General features: G+C 44.6%; 14 protein-coding genes, 1 tRNA gene and 2 riboswitches. Of the genes, 8 read left to right on the forward strand and 7 right to left on the reverse strand.

Annotation, left to right across the window (positions count from 1 at the left end):
* The first annotated feature begins 1 nt into the window (after window position 1).
* Window positions 2–3,160: an efflux RND transporter permease subunit gene (locus ACZ5V1_RS12385; protein WP_464389104.1), complete on the forward strand. Its 3,159-nt coding sequence runs from the start codon at window positions 2–4 to the stop codon at window positions 3,158–3,160.
* 141 nt (window positions 3,161–3,301) lie between these two features.
* Window positions 3,302–3,377: transfer RNA gene (locus ACZ5V1_RS12390), tRNA-Thr, on the forward strand.
* 92 nt (window positions 3,378–3,469) lie between these two features.
* On the opposite strand, the gene ACZ5V1_RS12395 is transcribed toward ACZ5V1_RS12390, so the two are convergent.
* Complete coding sequence (locus ACZ5V1_RS12395; RefSeq protein WP_464389105.1) at window positions 3,470–4,354, reverse strand: LysR family transcriptional regulator; 885 nt, start codon at window positions 4,352–4,354, stop codon at window positions 3,470–3,472.
* Window positions 4,355–4,512: 158 nt separating this feature from the next.
* On the opposite strand from ACZ5V1_RS12395, the gene ACZ5V1_RS12400 reads away from it, so the two are divergent.
* From ACZ5V1_RS12400 to ACZ5V1_RS12410, 3 genes are all read left to right on the forward strand, one after another.
* Window positions 4,513–4,953 (forward strand): PACE efflux transporter, encoded by a 441-nt coding sequence (locus ACZ5V1_RS12400; RefSeq protein ID WP_464389106.1) that lies wholly within the window; start codon window positions 4,513–4,515, stop codon window positions 4,951–4,953.
* A 109-nt stretch (window positions 4,954–5,062) separates the two neighbouring features.
* Window positions 5,063–5,272: an alkylphosphonate utilization protein gene (locus ACZ5V1_RS12405; RefSeq protein WP_160712562.1), complete on the forward strand. Its 210-nt coding sequence runs from the start codon at window positions 5,063–5,065 to the stop codon at window positions 5,270–5,272.
* Between the two features lie 511 nt (window positions 5,273–5,783).
* On the forward strand, window positions 5,784–6,509 hold the full coding sequence (locus tag ACZ5V1_RS12410) for a LuxR C-terminal-related transcriptional regulator (protein ID WP_464389107.1): 726 nt from the start codon (window positions 5,784–5,786) through the stop codon (window positions 6,507–6,509).
* Between the two features lie 193 nt (window positions 6,510–6,702).
* On the opposite strand, the gene ACZ5V1_RS12415 is transcribed toward ACZ5V1_RS12410, so the two are convergent.
* Window positions 6,703–7,317, reverse strand: coding sequence for a LysE family translocator (locus ACZ5V1_RS12415; RefSeq protein WP_160712558.1), 615 nt, complete (start codon window positions 7,315–7,317; stop codon window positions 6,703–6,705).
* Between the two features lie 223 nt (window positions 7,318–7,540).
* Here ACZ5V1_RS12415 and ACZ5V1_RS12420 point away from each other — a divergent pair, with 223 nt between their 5' ends.
* Both ACZ5V1_RS12420 and ACZ5V1_RS12425 read left to right on the forward strand, forming a co-directional pair.
* Window positions 7,541–8,107, forward strand: a complete 567-nt coding sequence (locus ACZ5V1_RS12420; protein ID WP_464389108.1) for a flavodoxin family protein — start codon at window positions 7,541–7,543, stop codon at window positions 8,105–8,107.
* Window positions 8,108–8,635: 528 nt separating this feature from the next.
* Window positions 8,636–11,050, forward strand: coding sequence for a methyl-accepting chemotaxis protein (locus tag ACZ5V1_RS12425; protein WP_464389109.1), 2,415 nt, complete (start codon window positions 8,636–8,638; stop codon window positions 11,048–11,050).
* A 161-nt stretch (window positions 11,051–11,211) separates the two neighbouring features.
* Here the strand turns inward: ACZ5V1_RS12425 and ACZ5V1_RS12430 are convergent, their stop codons facing one another.
* The 3 genes from ACZ5V1_RS12430 to ACZ5V1_RS12440 form a co-directional block, all read right to left on the reverse strand.
* Complete coding sequence (locus ACZ5V1_RS12430; protein ID WP_464389110.1) at window positions 11,212–11,607, reverse strand: hypothetical protein; 396 nt, start codon at window positions 11,605–11,607, stop codon at window positions 11,212–11,214.
* A gap of 522 nt (window positions 11,608–12,129) precedes the next feature.
* Entirely contained in the window at window positions 12,130–13,140 is a 1,011-nt protein-coding gene (locus ACZ5V1_RS12435) for a M23 family metallopeptidase (RefSeq protein ID WP_464389111.1), read from the reverse strand.
* A 247-nt stretch (window positions 13,141–13,387) separates the two neighbouring features.
* Window positions 13,388–14,731 (reverse strand): Na+/H+ antiporter NhaC family protein, encoded by a 1,344-nt coding sequence (locus ACZ5V1_RS12440; protein ID WP_160712842.1) that lies wholly within the window; start codon window positions 14,729–14,731, stop codon window positions 13,388–13,390.
* 351 nt (window positions 14,732–15,082) lie between these two features.
* Window positions 15,083–15,160: riboswitch (glycine riboswitch) on the forward strand.
* A gap of 3 nt (window positions 15,161–15,163) precedes the next feature.
* Window positions 15,164–15,248: riboswitch (glycine riboswitch) on the forward strand.
* A gap of 109 nt (window positions 15,249–15,357) precedes the next feature.
* Between ACZ5V1_RS12440 and ACZ5V1_RS12445 the strand changes: the two genes are divergently transcribed.
* Window positions 15,358–16,749 carry an alanine/glycine:cation symporter family protein gene (locus ACZ5V1_RS12445; protein WP_464389112.1) on the forward strand — a complete coding sequence of 464 codons (1,392 nt, stop codon included), beginning with the start codon at window positions 15,358–15,360 and terminating at the stop codon, window positions 16,747–16,749.
* 793 nt (window positions 16,750–17,542) lie between these two features.
* On the opposite strand, the gene ACZ5V1_RS12450 is transcribed toward ACZ5V1_RS12445, so the two are convergent.
* The gene (locus tag ACZ5V1_RS12450) at window positions 17,543–17,779 is read right to left on the reverse strand and encodes a hypothetical protein (RefSeq protein WP_464389113.1); all 237 of its coding nucleotides are present in this window, start codon (window positions 17,777–17,779) and stop codon (window positions 17,543–17,545) included.
* A 20-nt stretch (window positions 17,780–17,799) separates the two neighbouring features.
* Window positions 17,800–18,393, reverse strand: a complete 594-nt coding sequence (gene mnmM, locus ACZ5V1_RS12455; protein WP_464389114.1) for a tRNA 5-(aminomethyl)-2-thiouridylate-methyltransferase MnmM — start codon at window positions 18,391–18,393, stop codon at window positions 17,800–17,802.
* Window positions 18,394–18,903 lie beyond the last annotated feature (510 nt).

Genomic DNA, 18,903 nt, shown 5'->3' on the forward strand with positions numbered 1-18,903 from the left:
TATGACAATCAGCCATTTCTTTATTGACCGGCCTAAGTTCGCCATTGTCATATCCATCGTCATTACCCTTGTGGGGACTTTGGCATTGATCACGCTCCCTGTTGCTCAATACCCGGACATTACGCCGCCAGTTGTTACCGTAACGGCAAATTTCCCGGGTGCGAGCCCAGAAATTTTAGAGCGAACGGTCATCAAGCCTCTTGAGGATAATATCAACGGCGTTGAAGACATGATCTACATTTCTTCTACCGCCGACACCACAGGTACATCCACAACCTCAATCACCTTTGCTCCGAATACTGATCCGGATATTGCGCAGGTAAACGTACAGAACCGAGTCTCACAGGCTTTGCCTAACCTTCCGGAGCAAGTTCGAAGATTGGGGATAACCGTTAAAAGACAGTCCACAACCATGCTGCTCGGCGTCAGTATTATTTCACCGGACAACACGTATTCAAGCTTGTTTTTAAACAACTACGCGAAACAATTTATTGTTGATCCGCTTAAACGAATCAAAGGTATTTCAGACGTACAGATTTTCGGTTCCCCATATTCAATGCGCATATGGCTTAATCCAAGACTTATGGAATCGTACCGAATGACTACGTCTGATGTTCAAGACGCTCTGGAACAACAGAACATTATTGTTGCAGCCGGTAGCGTTGGCGGCGGCCCGAACGTTCCGCAGCAACAATTCAGATACACAGTGCAGGCTCAAGGTCGATTAATTACCGCAGAAGAATTTAACAACATAATCCTTCGTACATCACCCAATGGAGCAATTGTTCGTGTCAAAGATATCGGACGTGCAGAACTGGGTGACAAATCGTACGACTCTTATGCAAATCTGAACAACAAGCCGCAGGCTTTTGTTGTTGTATATCAGAACAGCGACGGCAACGCGTTGGATATTGCACAAAATATTTACAAAAGAATGGAAATTCTTTCCAAGCAGTTCCCTAACGGGGTCGACTATTTAATCCCTTACGACACAACAATTTTTATCCGTCGCTCCATTGATGAAGTTGTGACCACCCTGCTTCAGGCTGTCTTCCTTGTTGTTTTAGTTGTTTTTCTTTTCCTGCAAAACGTACGCGCCACATTTATTCCGACAGTAGCTATCCCTGTATCCCTGATTGGTACCTTTGCCGTTATGCAGGCTCTGGGATATTCCATCAACACCATTTCGCTATTTGGACTTGTGCTTGCCATCGGGGTCGTCGTTGACGATGCCATTGTGGTCATCGAAAACGTAGAACGGCACATGACTGACTCGAAACTACCGCCTAAAGAAGCGGCACGTGTCGCCATGTCAGAAGTAACAAGCCCGATCATTGCAACAACGCTTGTTCTACTGGCTGTATTTGTTCCTGTTATGTTTATGCCGGGCATTACCGGCGGTTTGTATCGACAATTTGCGGTAACCATTTCCGTATCTGTTCTTATCTCATCGGTTAACGCACTAACGTTAAGCCCTGCCCTGTGCTCACTCATCCTTAAAGAAGGACAGCTCGAACCTATTTTTTTCCTTCGACCGATTGACCGCGCCATTAAATGGTCAACAGAACGATACGGAATAATTATCACAGGCATCCTTCGTAGAGGGTTTCTTACGCTGGTCATAGTTCTCGCGATCTTCGGATACACAGGGTACCTGTACACCAACACTCCGACTGCATTTATTCCTAACGAAGATCAGGGATTCTTCTTTGTTGATGCACAGCTTCCTGAAGCTTCATCATTAAATAGAACCCAGAGAGTTTTGACAGAAATTACGGATATGACGAAAGAAGTGAGCGGCGTAGAGCGTGTAATTACAGTTTCCGGCCGTAGCTTTCTTTCCGGTAACTTATCCAACACCGGTCTTATTATTGTTATGCTGGAAGATTGGGACAGCAGGCCGGAGGGTAAAACGTTACGGGATATTATGGCTGAAGCTAATAAGCTGTATAGAAAATATCCTGATGCCTTTCTTAGATCATTTGAGTTACCTGCAATTCCGGGTATCGGTACCACCAACGGGTTTGCATACCAGCTTCAGGATACATTAAGTCGTCCACCGCAAAACATCGCCAAGGTTGCTCAACAACTTGCCTTTGATGCAACGCAAGACCCAGCAGTACAAATGGCGTTCACCACTTTCCGTACAGATGTTCCTCAATATTTCCTTGATGTAGACAGAAACAAAGCGATGGTTCTGGGAATTTCACTCGGGGATATTTACGCAACACTGCAAGCACAATTCGGCTCTCTGTATGTGAACGACTTTGTGAAGGAAGGACAAATTTATCAGGTAAATATTCAGGCAGATGCACAATTCCGCGCAACGCCAGAAGACTTCCGACTTTTTTACGTACGCAACGGCAAAGATGAAATGGTTCCGGTTAGTTCCGTTGCAGCAATCACTCCGATTCTCGGCCCTGCACAGGTCTTTCACTACAACCTTTACAGCACCGTTGCCATCAATGGCGGTGCGGCACTCGGATATAGTTCCGGTGATGCCATTGCAACCATGGAAAAACTTTCCGAAAAGCTTCCCCCCGGTTACACATTTGAATGGACAGCACTTTCACTTCAGGAAATTGAAGCAGGCAACCTTGCACCGCTCATCTTCCTGCTTTCCTTCACATTCGTATACCTGTTCCTTGTGGCGCAGTACGAAAGTTGGATTATGCCTATCGCCATTGTTGGGTCTGTTCCTTTAGCAATTTTCGGCGCCATAGCAGGTATCCATTACTGGGCACCAATTTATGAACTGAGCAATAACATTTATGCGCAGGTAGGGGTAATTCTTCTGATTGGTATGGCTGCCAAGACATCTATTCTTATTGTTGAATTTGCTATGGATCTCTACAAAGAAGGAAAAACAGCGAAAGAAGCAGCATTTACCGCTTCAAAGTTACGCTTCCGCGCAGTACTTATGACAGCATTCTCCTTTGTGCTTGGTGTATCACCACTGGTTGTAGCATCCGGTCCCGGTTCTGCAAGCAGACACTCTCTTGGTATCGCCGTAATGTGCGGTATGATCACCGCAACTATCTTTGCTCCGTTACTAGTTCCGGGATTCTACTATCACTTACAACGCTGGCTTGAGTTTTTTGGCAAGAAAACAAACGCAAAAAGTGAACCTCCAGTCGAAAAAACACAGGAAGAGTCTTAGCTTTACGTTTTTTACAGTAAAAAAACATTTTCTTGTTGACGCCCACATGTGTTCCATATAAACACCCTCTTCGCAGCACGTTACTCGTGCTCACAATACAGCACTATTGACCTTCGACACAGTCAAGGTCTCTATATAGAAGCTCTCATAGCTCAGTTGGTAGAGCGCATCCTTGGTAAGGATGAGGTCAGCAGTTCAATTCTGCTTGAGAGCTCCATATTTTAGCGGATAACTTACTCAGTAAGTTGTCCGCTTTTTTTGTATCTACCTTTGAAGATTGATCTAATGGATGGAGCACATCCCACATGGTTATGTCAGCACATTCTGCAATCGCGCTGCCAACCACTTTTCAGCAGGACGTAGCGGATAATCTTTTTTCCACAACAGATAAAAAGAGTTGCTGTAACCTTCCTGTAGAAATGTCAGGGGCAACGAAACCATTTCTTCTCGCTGACGCAGCCGCAATGTCTGCGATTCTGCAAGCCATGCCCAGCCCACACCGCGACGTGCTAGTTCTATCATCAATTGGCTATCTTCACACAGCCACGTTTTCTCACTGAACATCCCTGAATCTGCTTCGCGCACTCCATCTTTACTGGAAGCAACAAGTTGTGTGTGCTCCCATAAGTCATCGGCAGTCACAGAAGTTAATTTTGCAAGGGGGTGCACTGAGCCGACCATAGGCCAAAATTTTTCACTCCCAAGCTGCTCCCATGAACAATCTTCGTCCGGAAAACCAGATGCAGGCATAGCAATACCTACATCCACTCTATCTTCCAGGATCAATTCTTTTACTTCACCAATGGCAGCCCACAGCACCTCTACCTGAATATAGTCGAACTCTTTTGAAAATTCCGCCAGTACACCGCCGATGACTTCAGAAGAAACAAGCTCCTCTACCGCCAGCCTGAGTAGAACCTGTGGCTTTTCAATAATCTGATCCGCTGTATCTGTGACAACTCTGCACTGATACAACACAGCCCGCACGGTGCTCAGCATCCGTTCGCCTTCACTGGTCAGCACAGGGAATTTTCCTGAACGATCAAATAACGTCACACCTAGATCAATTTCCAAGTTCGCAACCGACGTACTGACCCTGCTCTGCGCTTTGCCTAAATATCGGGCTGCTGCGGAAAACGACCCGTGCTCTACTGCCGCGACAAAAGCCTCTAGCTGTTCAATAGAAAATAGCACCTTACCCTCCTGCAAAAATACATTCCTGATTCTTTATCTATCCGCTTTTCGGATAGTATCTAATTAGAACAATCTCTTTTCAAGAGATATATGTCTATTGAACAAAAAGAATAATGATTCGTTCAAAAACAAAATCAGTAATAATAAAGGCTTTTAACATGACTATTGTAATGCGTACCCCTAAAGACCGTTTGCGTCACACACTTCTCTTTGAGTTTTTCCTTTTACTACTCTGTATTCCAATCATGACTTTTGCGCTGGGCAAACCGGCAGAAGAGGTTGGTGCCATGAGCGTTATGCTCAGTATCGCCGGTGCATCATGGAACTACATGTACAATTACCTGTTCGATCACGCATTGGTTCGGTTCAACAAACCGCTGTATCCTCGAAGTGGAATGCTCCGAGTGCTCCACGCAATACTTTTTGAGATAACACTGTTAGTTATCACGGTTCCGGCAGTCATGCTTATGCTCAACTTCTCATTCATGAAAGCATTGATGGTTGATATCGGTTTTGCAGCGTTTGTTCCGGTATATGCATTTGTATACAACATGGCCTACGACAGGGTTTTTCCACCGCCGGTTGCAGTAGTTGCTTAATAATCAGGCGCTTCAAACAACTTTCTTTTGTTTGCCACATCTGCCATAATCGGCGCGAGCAAAAAACACACCGGTAGGATACTACCGACGTTATAAAAAAGAGGATTGTATGGAAACTAAAGATTCAAACGGCAACGTTCTTAACGACGGCGATAGCGTTCTGGTAATTAAAGACCTTAAAGTTAAAGGTGCTTCCATGACTCTGAAGCGCGGAACTGTTATCAAAAAAATTCAGACTACTTCTAATCCAGAACACATTGAATGTCGCGTAGGTAAAGGACAGATCGTCCTTAAGACTTGCTTCCTGAAAAAAGCATAGCGACTTTTCAAATCATATAAAAAAAGACCGAACAACGATTTGTCCGGTCTTTTTTATTTTTTGCTGATTTTAGTAGCAGAAAAAAAGAGATTATCTAAGATTAAGGAGCCGTTGAGAGACACAACGGCTCCTAAGTTGATCCACTTTCCCTACATATACGTACCGTGTCGATATAAACCGCCTGGTAGATAAAAAACGCCACACCTACCAAGGGTATAGAGGAGGCAATACTTCTAAACAAAGCATTAAAAGAAAAGCACAGCATATTTTATGGGCTAATGCTGGTATCACACGCCACATAAAACCGTGCTGACACTCGTATATAAATGGATCTAACAATCTGAATTATATGCCGAAGTGGCATGCTCGCGAGAAAGCAACTTACTCGTTTACATGCACTGCAACTTCAACACGTAATGGTGTGCACATCTATACATCATAATGTTGCTTAAAACACCTCCCTAAACAGGTAGGTCACACAGCCTTTCATATCCAGCAATGGGAGACTGAAATGAACGACAAACTGCACGAGATATTAGAAACAATTGTTACTACTGATTCCCATGAGAACTTATGGGAAAAATTTGTTGAATATGCGAAACATATGGGAGCAGCCCAACTTCATACTTGGTTTAAAAATACTAATAACAATATCAGCTGCTTCTCTACGGTACCCGAATGGTGGCACCACTACTACGTAGAGACCAATGCAATTGAGTATGACTATATTATCAATCACACCCTTACAGGCAATGGCCCGTTATTATACGGATGTGATAAAGATATTGGAAATCCGCTTCTTTGCGAAAAAGCGCAAAAGCTCATTCAGATGACAACGTCTGAGTTCAACTATGGCAGCGGCATCACAATGCCCTCATTTTACAACAATAAACGTATAGGTGGTATTAACGTTTGCTTCCCTGAAACAGTCTCACAACTTAATGATGTCCCGACTGACAGAATTTTAGAACTACTTCTCGTATCAAGCACAGCACACGAGCGACTCTATGTTCTGACATCAAAAAATACGCACGCTATATCTTTGACTCCCCGTCAGCAGGAATGCCTTACATGGCTGGCCTGTGGACTTACTTCTCACGAAGTTGCAGATAAAATCGGTATTAGTCATCATACTGTGAAAATGCACATTGATTCTGCAAAAGAACGATTAGGTGCAGCAACCCGAATTCAGGCAGTGGCCAAAGCGCTCACAGCCGGTCTAATAAGCATCCCGTAATACCTAGTGGTTACAATTGCCCCGATCAAAGCGATTCCCCAGTTGAAACGACTGAGTCATTTGTTGTATTCAAATTACTCTTTTTAATCGTGCTGGTTACATTGATCGGATAAACCCCAATGCAAATTTCAAAAAAAAGCCTGAATGAAGCATTCAGGCTTTTTCGAAAATCTATTTACGGGAACATAAGGTACTAAATGGTGTAGACAACTCGCAATGCTAATCCAATAAGAACCACACCAGTTAATCTATCCACCATCACTGCACGTGCTTTGATCTTTTCAAGAATACTCGGTCTGGTAAGTAAAAAGCTGATTATTGTGTACCACAATCCGTCAATCAGCATTGGAGTAGCAATAACAATCGCTCTGCTTTCCGAAGCATTACTTGCTGCTACAAACTGGCTGAACAAAGCCAGGAAAAACAAGGCAAGCTTAGGATTAAGCATCGAAATCATAGCTCCGTCACGAGCAGATTGAAGCAAAGAGCTCTGCCCGCCCGCTGTGAGCTTCGCAGCAACACCGCCCTTAGACTGAACAGCGTTTATCCCCAGCCAGAATAGATAGCCAGCGCCAAGATATGCAATCCCTTTAAACAGGTTCGGGTTATGCTGCAAAACAATAGCAAGCCCCAGAACGGAAGCCAGCGCATACATTCCCACACCCAAAGCGTGTGCCCACGCAGTGACAACACCATTCTTCCAGCTACCGCCTAGGCAGTTTTTTGCTACAACAGCAAGACTAGGCCCCGGAGACATTGCTCCAAGAATGCAAATTAATACCAGTGAAACCCAAACGCTTAACGTCATCCAATCTCTCCCAACTTAACGTGCGCTGATGCGCTTTCTTTGTTCTCCAGCGCGAGTGCGCAAGTAACTATTTTCTATGTATTGCAGAAAACTTTTGCAAATGACAATTTGGAATTGTCAGTATTCTTGAACCGCAATATACTGCTGCACATTGAATTTACAGTGCATTTTCTGCATAGCTTTTTTCACCTCTAATCGACCATTCAAATTACAAGGAATTACAATGAAAATAGTAACACTGCTCGGCAGCGCCAGAGCAAACGGTAACACCGCAACTATTCTTGGCTGGGTGGAAGATGAATTACGTACAATGGGGCATGAAGTAGAACGCATAAACCTGACAAAGAAAGATATCAAACCATGCCTTGGTTGCGCAAAATGCAAAGAATCTGAAACAGAAATTAACTGTATTCAGAAAGATGATGCAGAAGAAATTTTACTGAAAATGATCGACGCTGATGTGACTCTTTTCTCATCCCCTACATACTTCTGGGGCTACACAGCACCGGTAAAAGCACTTATGGACAGAAGCTGGAGCCTCGTTTGTAACTACCACAAACCAAATCATGTGTCGTTACTTGAAGGCAAGCGTCAGGCTGTTCTGCTCACAGGCGGCGGTATGTACGAAAACAATGCTGAAGGGTTAGGCTTTGCTTTCAATAAGCTTCAGGCATTCTACAAAACTCAGAACGTTGGCGAACTGTTCATTGAAAAATGCACTATCGACGGCAACCGCCCTGAAGACACTGAAAAACGTGCTCTTGCCTTTGCCCGAAACCTTGTAGCGTAAAGCTACTATCTTCAGCGACTGAAGGGACAGATCTCGTCCCTATTCTCGCTGCCACGTTCCTATTTAGCACATGAAGCAGCGCAGGTGTGGTCGAGCATACTCAAGCCATAAAGCAATCGGCTCATGTTTTATTTACTGCCACCTCGCGCACCACGACCATCAGTTTCCGCTGACAAAAAACAAAAAAAGCCTCTAGTAAAAACTAGAGGCTTTTTTATGACCAATTTTCCGGCACAGAGTAACATCGTCCAAATGTTAAAAAACCTTAGTTTGTGATTATTATCACAACAAAACCTCCATTTCATCATAACCTATCCCCTTAGTAGCAAATAGTGCTGTACATATTGTTAAAAATTTCACAATGTAAAAATAACTATTACATTGTTTTTTGATTATTTATTACACTGCACGCTATTACAAAGCAATTTTCAGCAGCTAAATTTGTTTAATGCATCACTTATTCCATGCGGCATATATTTAACGCACAACATATGCCCATAATAGCACAACTGTGATGGAGGTTACGCTATGAAACTTTTTTGGAAACTCTCTCTTCCCCAGATGATACTGGTACCGATACTTGGTATCATAAGCTACTTTCTCATCAGTAACTGTTTTATAGCTATTCAACAGCATAACCTTGAATACATTATTGATGATACATTCATTGCTATTGAAAAAAATATTGAGCAGGTAAGCATTTCTGCTCAAGAAACTGCATCTCTATTTGCACATTCTTCAGAAGTATTGGCAGCGTATCAGCTTGCTCATACAGGAGATATTGATGATGCTACATCAAAAGAGTCACAAGAAGCACGCACAATGCTTCGCAAAAAACTCGCGCCACAACTAAAAAGTTATAAAACCACAACAGGTAAAAAACTGAAGCTTCACTTCCATCTGCCCAACGGCAGAAGCCTTGTCCGTCTTTGGCGTAAAAAGCAGACAAAGAAAAATGGAAGCTGGGTTGATATTTCAGACGATATTTCTTCATTCCGACGCACAGTACTGGATGTAAACAGCACAGGTGCCCCTGTTCGAGGCATTGAGCTTGGGCGCGGCGGATTTGTCATGCGCGGCATTGTTCCGGTTAAAGACGATAACGGCGTCACCGTAGGTTCTGCCGAAGTCCTTAAAAGCTTTGCGTCTGTATTCGACATCGCAAAACAAAAGAACATCCCAATGATGCTCTTTATGGACAAAAAGTTCCTTAATATTACCACACGCCTTAATAATTCATCCAAATATCCGTCTGTCTACGATACCATTCTTGTAAACAAAAATTCGGACAATCAGCCGTTTGTAGAAATGGTATCTGAGCAATTTCTCGCCACCGCATCACGTCAAAAAACATCTGAGCGGATTGGCAACTACACGCTAATCGGCTCCCCGATGCTCGACTACAGAGGGCAGCGCATCGGCACGCTCATTGGTGCCATTGATTCTTCAGAAGCGCTCAGCCTTGCCAGCACTGCTAACACATCACTGGCAACAACTCTTGCAGCAATCCTGCTGCTGCCGCTTCTGGGCATGATTTTAGTGCTCAAAAAATATATCACCGCGCCGCTTAACAGCATCACAACCAAAATCCAAATGCTTGCCGAAGACAAGGCAGATCTCAAGGACCGCATTACTGTAAATCAGGAAGATGAAGTGGGCGACCTGACTCTTTGGTTTAACACCCTCATGGAACGTCTCACCACCATGCTGAACGAGATGGAAGGATTCAAAAACGTTCTGAACACTGTTCCTGATCCTATCTTCGCTGTTGATAACAACTACAACTTGCTGCTTGCCAACAAAGCAGTGGAAGAAGCCGCGCGAACAGACCAGCAAGGACTCATGTGCCTGCAGTGTCACGATGTGTTCAATACTGAAGTCTGTACGACTTCAGATTGCCCTATTGAGCAAGTAAAACGAACACAGAAGCGTGTAGTAGCAGACATCATTACCGTCCCGAGTGAAAATGGCCCTATCTACATTCAGCCTGTTGCAGATGTTTTGTACGATGCTGAAGGCAATCGTGCCGGATACATTGAGGTTGCCCGAAACGTAACAGATCTTGTTATTTCCGAACGTGAAATAAATGAGCAACTCTCCACTATCGAAGGTGTTTACGAAGGAACAAAAGAGGTAGCGCACGAGTTACTGGATTCTGCCACCTCTTTGGAATCAAAAATAACTGATGTTTCCGGCTCAGTTGATTCACAGCAAATGCGAATTCGTGAAACTTCCACCGCCATGGAGCAAATGAACGTTTCTGTTTTTGAAGTTGCGCAAAGTGCTTCAAGGGCTGCACAGCAGTCAGAAGCCACGCGAGAACGGGCAGAACAGGGAGCAAACATTGTTTCAAATGCAATTGAATCCATCGAGAGCCTGCACCAGCATGCAGACACCATGAATGGTGCAATGACGCAGCTCGGTTCTCAGGCAGATGAAATTGGTACGGTACTGGGTGTGATTTCAGATATTGCAGATCAGACAAACTTACTGGCACTGAACGCCGCCATTGAAGCTGCACGGGCAGGAGATGCAGGAAGAGGCTTTGCTGTTGTTGCAGATGAAGTCCGTAAGCTTGCTGAAAAAACCATGACGGCAACTCAGGAAGTAAACCGTGCAATTGCTGCTATTCAACAACACGCTGTCGCTTCTATACAAACAACTCAAGATACTATGACGCTCGTAGAGACAGCTACATCATTCGCAAACGAATCGGGGAACGCCCTTTCCGAAATTGTAGGCCTTGCGAATGAGGCTGCCAGTCAAATTGGAACTATTGCCACTGCTGCAGAAGAACAGTCCTCGACTTCTGAGCAGATGACCCGAGCAATGGAAGACATAAATATCCTTGTAGGAAGCGTTACGACAGAAATGCAAGAATCTGCTCAAAACGTTAAGGATCTTTCAAGACTGGCACAACGTCTGGATTCTTTATCCAGATAGTAACTGAATCTACTGCATCCCCCGCACTGCAAATGCAGTCACATAGAGAAGCCCCGCATAGTATAGTATGCGGGGCTTCATGTATGTTAACACCCTGCGCGACCTAAAATAGCCACTAGCCGCTACATAAGGCAGGGTACGGACACAGCCGTCATTAACGGTTATTGAGCAACGTAATCGCCATGAAGGTTATGGTATTTAACCCCGTATGTTCTGTTATCAAGATTAGGGACCATTGCTGCTCTTTCACTTCTGTGAGTCCTAATTCGACTTTCGTCTGGGTATGCTTTCGTGCAAGGACACATCATCATGTATCGTGGACAAATCGGAGACATATACATTGGTTGGTATCCCCGTGGGCGCGGCATCATCGGCCGGACGACGACCGCACCAATATTACAAGGGGATACACGGTACATGCTGAATTCGACCATCTGCACTTTAACGGGAGTCATTTTCTGGATTACGATAACTCTTTCAGCAAATGAATACGTTACAGTTGAAAAAATCAGTGCTGCAACTACAAATGCAATAGCAATTAACTTTTCCTGTCGCATAATTCTCTCCTTTTATACCAGAATTCCGAATTGTTGCAGCACATCCATGATGACGCACAGAAAGTAACTTATCTACAACATCTCTATTATTAAAAGATCTTGAATACGAAACTTTGTGCTGCAACATTCAGAACAAGCATCTCGCGATCCACTAACAGTTTTCATCGCCATTGTAGCAGAGAGTACAGCTTGCTCAACACAATTTCGCCCGTTTTTTGACCCGTAATCAAAACCCAATGAAATACTGACTCCTTTTGGCGTTATAGATTTTTCGCCACGCCGGCGCGTTATAGGCTTTCACAAAATCAAAAATAACGTTTAATATGCTGTAATTTTACACAAAAAAAGCCTTGCACATTGCAAGACTATCATCACTTATCATCTTATTTTTCTTTATATTCTGGCTTAATAGCTACGTTATAGCCGTCTATTTCAAATACTCACCCCATGCCTTTCGTTTTTTACTTTTTAAAAAACAAGAACAAAAAAAAAGCCCCTGCAGAAGGGGCATTGCTAGAACGACTATTGCACCGAGACGCGAGATTTATGCTCAAAAACCTGCACATTCCCCCGCCGTAATTCTACAATGCCTTCTAAGTCCATATGTGCATACATTGCAGAATTCTTACGTCCAATACAATCAACCCGCTGTGCAGTATACGAAGAAATACTCACAACTTTTTCCGCAAGCAACGTTCCCCCTTCAGTTTTCAATCTAAGAATCAGCAAATCTCCCTTCCGAAGCATCGCTGTCACCACAGAAAAAACAAAGGGGGTACGTCCTGCCTTTACCGTTTCAATGTAATTAGGGCGTTGAAGAATCTCTCGTGCAGAACGTGGAGGCGACGTTGAATAATTAACCTTCAACAATTGAGACGGAACATATTGCAAGACTTCGTTTGATTCATTCTGCCATAAGGAGGTACCGGATTCTATCTTCTGCAATCCTGTCGCATCCCCTGTTTTCACTGATTCCAACCGTGCACTAGAAAACGGGCAAACAATCTCACCACGGCATATTACCTGGAAATGCACATGCGAGAACGCTGTTTTTCCAGAAAGACCGACCTGACCAAGCACACTGCCCGCCTTTACCGATTCTCCCTGAACCACCTGAACAGAGCCCTTCTTCAAATGACAATATTGGGTCTGCCATCCATCTCCATGATCTATAATCACGCCGTTTCCGCATTCACGGCCTTCAACATCAACCATTCCATCCTGAAAAAAGACATCATCCATGCCGTCGCGGGTACGAAGCACCGTACCGTTAGCGGCTACGAGAACATCGACCCCTGCGAGCATTGCGTCGTAAGACACACGAAAATCCGTTCCCTTATGCTGCTCATAACTTCTGGCATGGGTATAGCAATCCTGCCCACCGTGTTCAGGATCAACATCGACATAATTTTGAATAAAACAGTAACCGCTATCTGGTGGAGCAACCGGTGGGATGAAAGTAACACCGTATGCTGTAACGCTATAGGCTAAGCAGCATGCAACAACTATCACTCGAATACATTGTATACTCATACTCACCTCGAAACTGAAATATCGTAAGAATATTACATACTTTTGATATCTCTCGAGATGATTTTAATGCTATTATGTATAGCTCTTAGCAATTTATAATAAGAATACTGATGGCTAAGAGCATCCAGAGCGTAAAAACAGTCGTTTTAGGTGTCGGAATCCATATCGGTCTAAAAAATAGCCAAAAAAAGGGTTCCCTGCGTATGCAAGGAACCCTTCGTATTGGTCTTTGTAAGGTCGGCAAAAACTATCGTTCAGACGGTTTTCCCAAGAAGATAGCTGCTGCACCGGTAAATGCGAGAATCAGGCAGTACCAGTTGCTCACTGCAATATCCACAGGGGATACTTTTGCAAGGGAACCGGCAAGCAGAACCTGTGCTGCGTAAGGAACCAAGCCCTGTACTACACAGGAGAAAATATCGAGCAGACTTGCGCTACGCTTTGCAGAAATCCCGCTACGTTTTGCAATTTCTTTTGCCATACCGCCGGAAAGAATAATCGCCACAGTGTTGTTAGCGATACAGCCATCAGCCAAGGCAGCCAGAGCCGCGATGCTGAATTCACCAGCTTTTTTGCTTTCACCAGTTTTGCTGAAGCGCTTAGCAATGTCACCAATTTTACGAACAAGCCATGTAAGGCCGCCGTTATGACGAATAAGTTCGCCAAGTCCGCCCACAAGGATGGAGAGAACAAGAATCTCGTGCATGCCAACAAAACCGCTGTAAATGTCCTGACCAAATGTAAGCAGTGCGTAGTCTGGCAGAGTAGCAAGACCCACAGCACCAGCGAAAACAATACCGGTGGTCAGTACGATAAACACGTTAACGCCAGCTACAGCCAATCCAAGAATTGCAAGGTACGGCAATACCTTAATGAACTGCCAATCGCCTGCATTCGCAACAGCGCCTGTTGAACCAGTGGTTGCATAAAGAATAATCGTCACAATCGCCGCAGGTAACGCAATCAGTAAGTTCATGCGGAATTTATCACGCATGTTACAACCCTGCGTACGAGTAGCTGCGATGGTGGTGTCAGAGATCATAGACAAGTTATCACCGAACATTGCACCACCGACAACCGCGCCCATAAGCAACGCAATAGACATATCGGAATGGCCAGCAACACCAGCGGCAATCGGGCCGATTGCTGCGATAGTACCCATTGAGGTACCCATTGCTGTCGCAACAAATGCAGCGATAATAAACAAACCAGGCAAAACGAGTGAAGCAGGAACTAAAGAAAGACCCATGTTTACAGTAGCATCAACACCACCAACCGCTTTTGCTACAGCAGCAAAACCACCGGCAAGCAGGTAGATGACACACATAGTCATGATGTTTATGTCGCCAGCACCTTTAAGGAAGATAGTAATTTTTTCTTCAAAAGATTCTCTTCCCATCCACAATGCAACCATGATTCCCGGAATCACGGCCACTGTTGCTGAAAGCTGGTAAAACGCCATAGATACACCAGACATCATCAGAACAGAGCCTGTGCCGATAAAAAGCACCAGAAAGATAAGAAGGGGGAGCAAAGCAATACCATTGCCCTGCTGAGCCTCTGTTGTGTGCGTCTTGTCTAACAAACTCATTTCTTCAATTTCCTTATTGCGACAACAATTTTTCTGCCTAACATCACCTGTTTTTACAGTAACAAGCGATATTGTTTGTGCCCTCATTCATACCAAACAAGGACATCTCGACAACTGATGAGCCTTTCTAGACACACTTTGAAACTCTGTCTACTTACATTATTGTAAAAAAACTCAATTTTTGCATAATAAATGATTGATTTTGCACTTAATTCACTTAATTTGCATATATTGAAATAATTTTTTCTATTTATTAAGATTTATTGAAATAGAGTACTTACTTTCTTTTCTCAGCGCTTTCTCCTTGCAAAAAATTATTTGGTTATATAAACAGCCATTTCACAATTTCGGATGACGGTTGCAGGAGAGAGTGTCGCAAGACACCGCCGAAGAAGTAAATCTTTCAGGCAAAAGGACTGCTTCCCGACGAGCCTCTGGAGAGACTTCGCATGTTGCGAAGCACCGAAGGAGCAAGCCTTGCTGTGCAAGGTGAAACTCTCAGGTACCATGGACAGAGTGGTGTATCAGCACAGGTGTATCCAACGCCTGTGGCTGCGCATATCTATTCCCTTCCGCTCAGAGACTCATCTCATCCATCCTGATTAATTAATTTTTTAGGAGACGAGATGCAAAATATTACAGAACTTCTCAACACAATTGATTCCCTCGTATGGGGACCACCGCTGCTTATCCTACTTGTAGGAACCGGTCTTTTCCTTACCATTCGTCTTGGCGCATTACAGGTTGTACACCTGCCAAAAGCGTTAAAACTCGTTTTTTCCCCTGCTTCACGTAAAGCTTCCACAAAAGCTGGTGACGTTACCCCTTTTGCTGCTCTGTGTACGGCTTTGTCCGCTACCATCGGTACAGGTAACATTGTCGGCGTAGCAACTGCGATCACCGCTGGTGGCCCGGGTGCACTTTTCTGGATGTGGGTTGCTGCATTTTTCGGAATGGCTACCAAGTATGCTGAAGCACTGCTCGCTATCAAATACCGTGTAGTTGACGAAAACGGCCAAATGGCCGGTGGCCCGATGTACTACCTTGAGCGCGGCTTAAACAACAAGCTGCTCGCACGTATGTTTGCGCTCTTCGGTATCGGTGTTGCCTTCTTCGGTATTGGTACATTCGCACAGGTTAACGCTATTGCAGATGCTGCAAGGCTTACCTTCGATTCCCCAATCTGGCTTACTGCCACACTGCTTACAGTTCTTGTTGCTGTCGTTACCCTCGGTGGTATCCGTTCCATCGCTGCTGTAGCCAGTCGCATTGTTCCGTTCATGGCAATTCTCTACATTATTACTTCCATCTCAGTTATCTTACTGAACCTGTCTGAGATTCCGGCTGTAATCAGCCTCATCATCGACAGCGCGTTCAATCCGTCCGCAGCATTCGGCGGTGCAACTGGTATTACCGTACTTATGGTAATGCGTAACGGTGTTGCCCGAGGCGTATTCTCCAACGAATCCGGTCTTGGTTCCGCACCTATCGCAGCAGCCGCAGCACAGACTGATTCCTGCGTACGTCAGGGTCTTATCGCCATGACAGGTACTTTCTTCGATACCATTATCGTTTGTACCATGACAGGTATCGTGCTCGTTCTCACCGGCGCTTGGAACACTCCGGGTCTTGCAGGTGCAGCCATGACTAACTCCGCATTTGCAATGGGTCTTGGCAGCGACATCGGTAAATACGCTGTTACTATCGGTCTCATGTTCTTTGCGTTCACAACAATCATCGGCTGGAACTACTACGGCGAACGCTGCACAGCGTATCTCTTCGGTGTAAAAGCCATCATGCCGTACCGTTTTATCTACATTGCTCTCATCGCTTGCGGTGCATTCCTCAAGCTTGATCTCATCTGGATTCTTGCAGACATCGTGAACGGCCTCATGGCTATCCCGAACCTTATCGGTCTGCTCGGTCTTTCCGGTGTAGTAGTGAACGAGACTCGTGAATTCTTCGCAAAAGAAAACGCTAAGAAGGCATCAGCAGGTGCTGTTCTTACTGAAATGTAATTACAACATTTTTGAGACAGCGCCTCGAATAGAGCTCTCAGATCTATTGCTCTCTACTCTTTTGCTTTCTTGTAGATTTGTTGTTCAAATCGATGCTGTTCTCAAATAATACTAAAGGGATGCAATCGCTTATGCGACTGCATCCCTTTTTTTATTTCTAATTAGCTAACTGGCTGCCTTCGGCAGAAGTCAAAATGTCTCCGACGGCGGCAGAAATGTCTCCGACGGACAAGGGCTCTGCCCTGTACCCGCAAGGGGGACGCCCCCTTGACCGCGATTATGTATCGACTGGTTAGGAGAGTGTTTGGTCAACGTTCTAGGGTTAATCTCATCTGCATGATTGATTACTTATTGATGGCAGCAGCATTCAACCGTAGGTGAGTCTTCGAACCGTACAGGAACAAGTGCCCTAGGGTGCGCCGCAATGTCCGAAATATATAACAGAAAAATTGAGTCACGGCTGTTCAGTGCAAGGCACAAGAAAAAGCTAAGCTCGACGTACAGTAAGCCTTCAAGAAAGTTCAGTCTTTTCGAAGTAGCGCCAGTCAACCGTAGGTGAGTCTTCGAACCGTACGGGAACAAGTGCCCTAAGGTGCGCCGCAATGTCCGAAATATATAACAGAAAAATAGAGTCACGGCTGTTCAGTGCAAGGCAATAATTACTCAGTAGATTGAGACAAATTTGTGCAGTGCAAGGCGCAAGAAAGTGTCAAGATCGACGTGTAGTAAGCCTACACGAGAGTTTGACGATTTCGCAGCAACGACGCAATGTGCGAGTTTGTCATCAATCTACTTAATAGACTTGTTGCTCTTTGGAAATAATAGGCCGTTCCCATACACAATTCATGAGAGCTTTCTTGAAAAATCGGCTACGTGAAACATAATCTTCAAAATGATCACACGTAAGATCAAAAGCCTTACGCATATGCGCATCATCAAAACGATCACCGTGCTTTTCAATAATCGCAGCACGAACCTCTTCCCATAAATCAGTATCAGTCTTATCAGGCCAAACGGTCTCTTCAATCATACCCTACCCCGTATATAAATTTAAAACTTCTCGATAACAAGCAAGTGCTCTCTGTTTACTTTCTTATTCGGAAAATCATACTGAGCCACACGGAACTGATTCCACGGCAATGTAGTCGACCACGCCTGAATTTTGTCGCCCTCGACAACTCCGCCCTCATGTCCCGTATATATATGTACTGTGACAATACCATTCTTCATAAGCAAAGGTAACAACTGCAGCAAAGATGTAATCGTCGTGTCAGCGCGAGTAATGACCGCATGATCACTCCCCGGTAGATAACCAAGGTTGTACATGGCGCCAGCAATAACAACGTTCTCAGGAAGATGCTCCGCAACGGTCTCATGTCCGGCGTGAAAAAGCGTGGCACGCTCCCCAAGCCCCTTTTGTTCAAGCCGCTCCCGAGTATTCTCAAGCCCGGGCTTCTGCACATCAAAACCGTACACATGCCCGTTTTCGCCGATAAGATCAGCAAGAAACATGGTATCGTGACCGTTGCCGACGGTTCCGTCCACGACAATGGCTTCGATACCTTCATCGCTCCAACTTGCAGCTACTGGCTGCCAAATTGATTTCGTAAACTGTAATATAGAAGGAATGTGCCTAGGGCGCATAATTTCTCCTGAGTTCTGCGAACATGCCGCATTCTAGATTCTGAAAAATATCTCCGCAAAATACGTGAACTCAAAAAGAATCACAATATACTCATCAAACTTCTTGAAAAATAGGCAGATTCTTCAAAAAAGGTGCACCTTGTGCAAAAAAGCGCAATATGTGCACGCTATTTATTGCACAAGTTGCACAACCAATGAACCTTGTTCACACCATAACATACTGATTTAAAACACTTCACACTTTTGGCACGCTCCCTGCTATATAAGAAATAACAAACGACACCAATCACATCACACTCCGTGATTGTTAATATAGAGAGCAATAAAAAGTATCCATCTAACGATCAAGTATCGTTAACACTTAAGAACGTGTATAACGCACACCTCTTTAAAGTAGACGACTGAAACACCTACTCCCGTTGGGGCGGCAGGCATGCCGCCCCCCTTAAAAAAGAAAACGCGTTAAGCGTTACATATAAATTTCATCCTCATCCCTTATAGCTCCAGCGC

It is taken from the genome of Halodesulfovibrio oceani subsp. galateae, assembly GCF_055397225.1.

Coding starts and splice junctions, on each gene's coding strand:
- ACZ5V1_RS12385 (WP_464389104.1), top strand. CDS start 2: ATGACAATCAGCCATTTCTTTATTGACCGGCCTAAGTTCGCCATTGTC.
- mnmM (WP_464389114.1), bottom strand. CDS start 18,393: ATGCGCCCTAGGCACATTCCTTCTATATTACAGTTTACGAAATCAATT.
- ACZ5V1_RS12415 (WP_160712558.1), bottom strand. CDS start 7,317: ATGACGTTAAGCGTTTGGGTTTCACTGGTATTAATTTGCATTCTTGGA.
- ACZ5V1_RS12420 (WP_464389108.1), top strand. CDS start 7,541: ATGAAAATAGTAACACTGCTCGGCAGCGCCAGAGCAAACGGTAACACC.
- ACZ5V1_RS12445 (WP_464389112.1), top strand. CDS start 15,358: ATGCAAAATATTACAGAACTTCTCAACACAATTGATTCCCTCGTATGG.
- ACZ5V1_RS12440 (WP_160712842.1), bottom strand. CDS start 14,731: ATGAGTTTGTTAGACAAGACGCACACAACAGAGGCTCAGCAGGGCAAT.
- ACZ5V1_RS12405 (WP_160712562.1), top strand. CDS start 5,063: ATGGAAACTAAAGATTCAAACGGCAACGTTCTTAACGACGGCGATAGC.
- ACZ5V1_RS12435 (WP_464389111.1), bottom strand. CDS start 13,140: ATGAGTATACAATGTATTCGAGTGATAGTTGTTGCATGCTGCTTAGCC.
- ACZ5V1_RS12400 (WP_464389106.1), top strand. CDS start 4,513: ATGACTATTGTAATGCGTACCCCTAAAGACCGTTTGCGTCACACACTT.
- ACZ5V1_RS12450 (WP_464389113.1), bottom strand. CDS start 17,779: ATGATTGAAGAGACCGTTTGGCCTGATAAGACTGATACTGATTTATGG.
- ACZ5V1_RS12430 (WP_464389110.1), bottom strand. CDS start 11,607: ATGCGACAGGAAAAGTTAATTGCTATTGCATTTGTAGTTGCAGCACTG.
- ACZ5V1_RS12410 (WP_464389107.1), top strand. CDS start 5,784: ATGAACGACAAACTGCACGAGATATTAGAAACAATTGTTACTACTGAT.
- ACZ5V1_RS12425 (WP_464389109.1), top strand. CDS start 8,636: ATGAAACTTTTTTGGAAACTCTCTCTTCCCCAGATGATACTGGTACCG.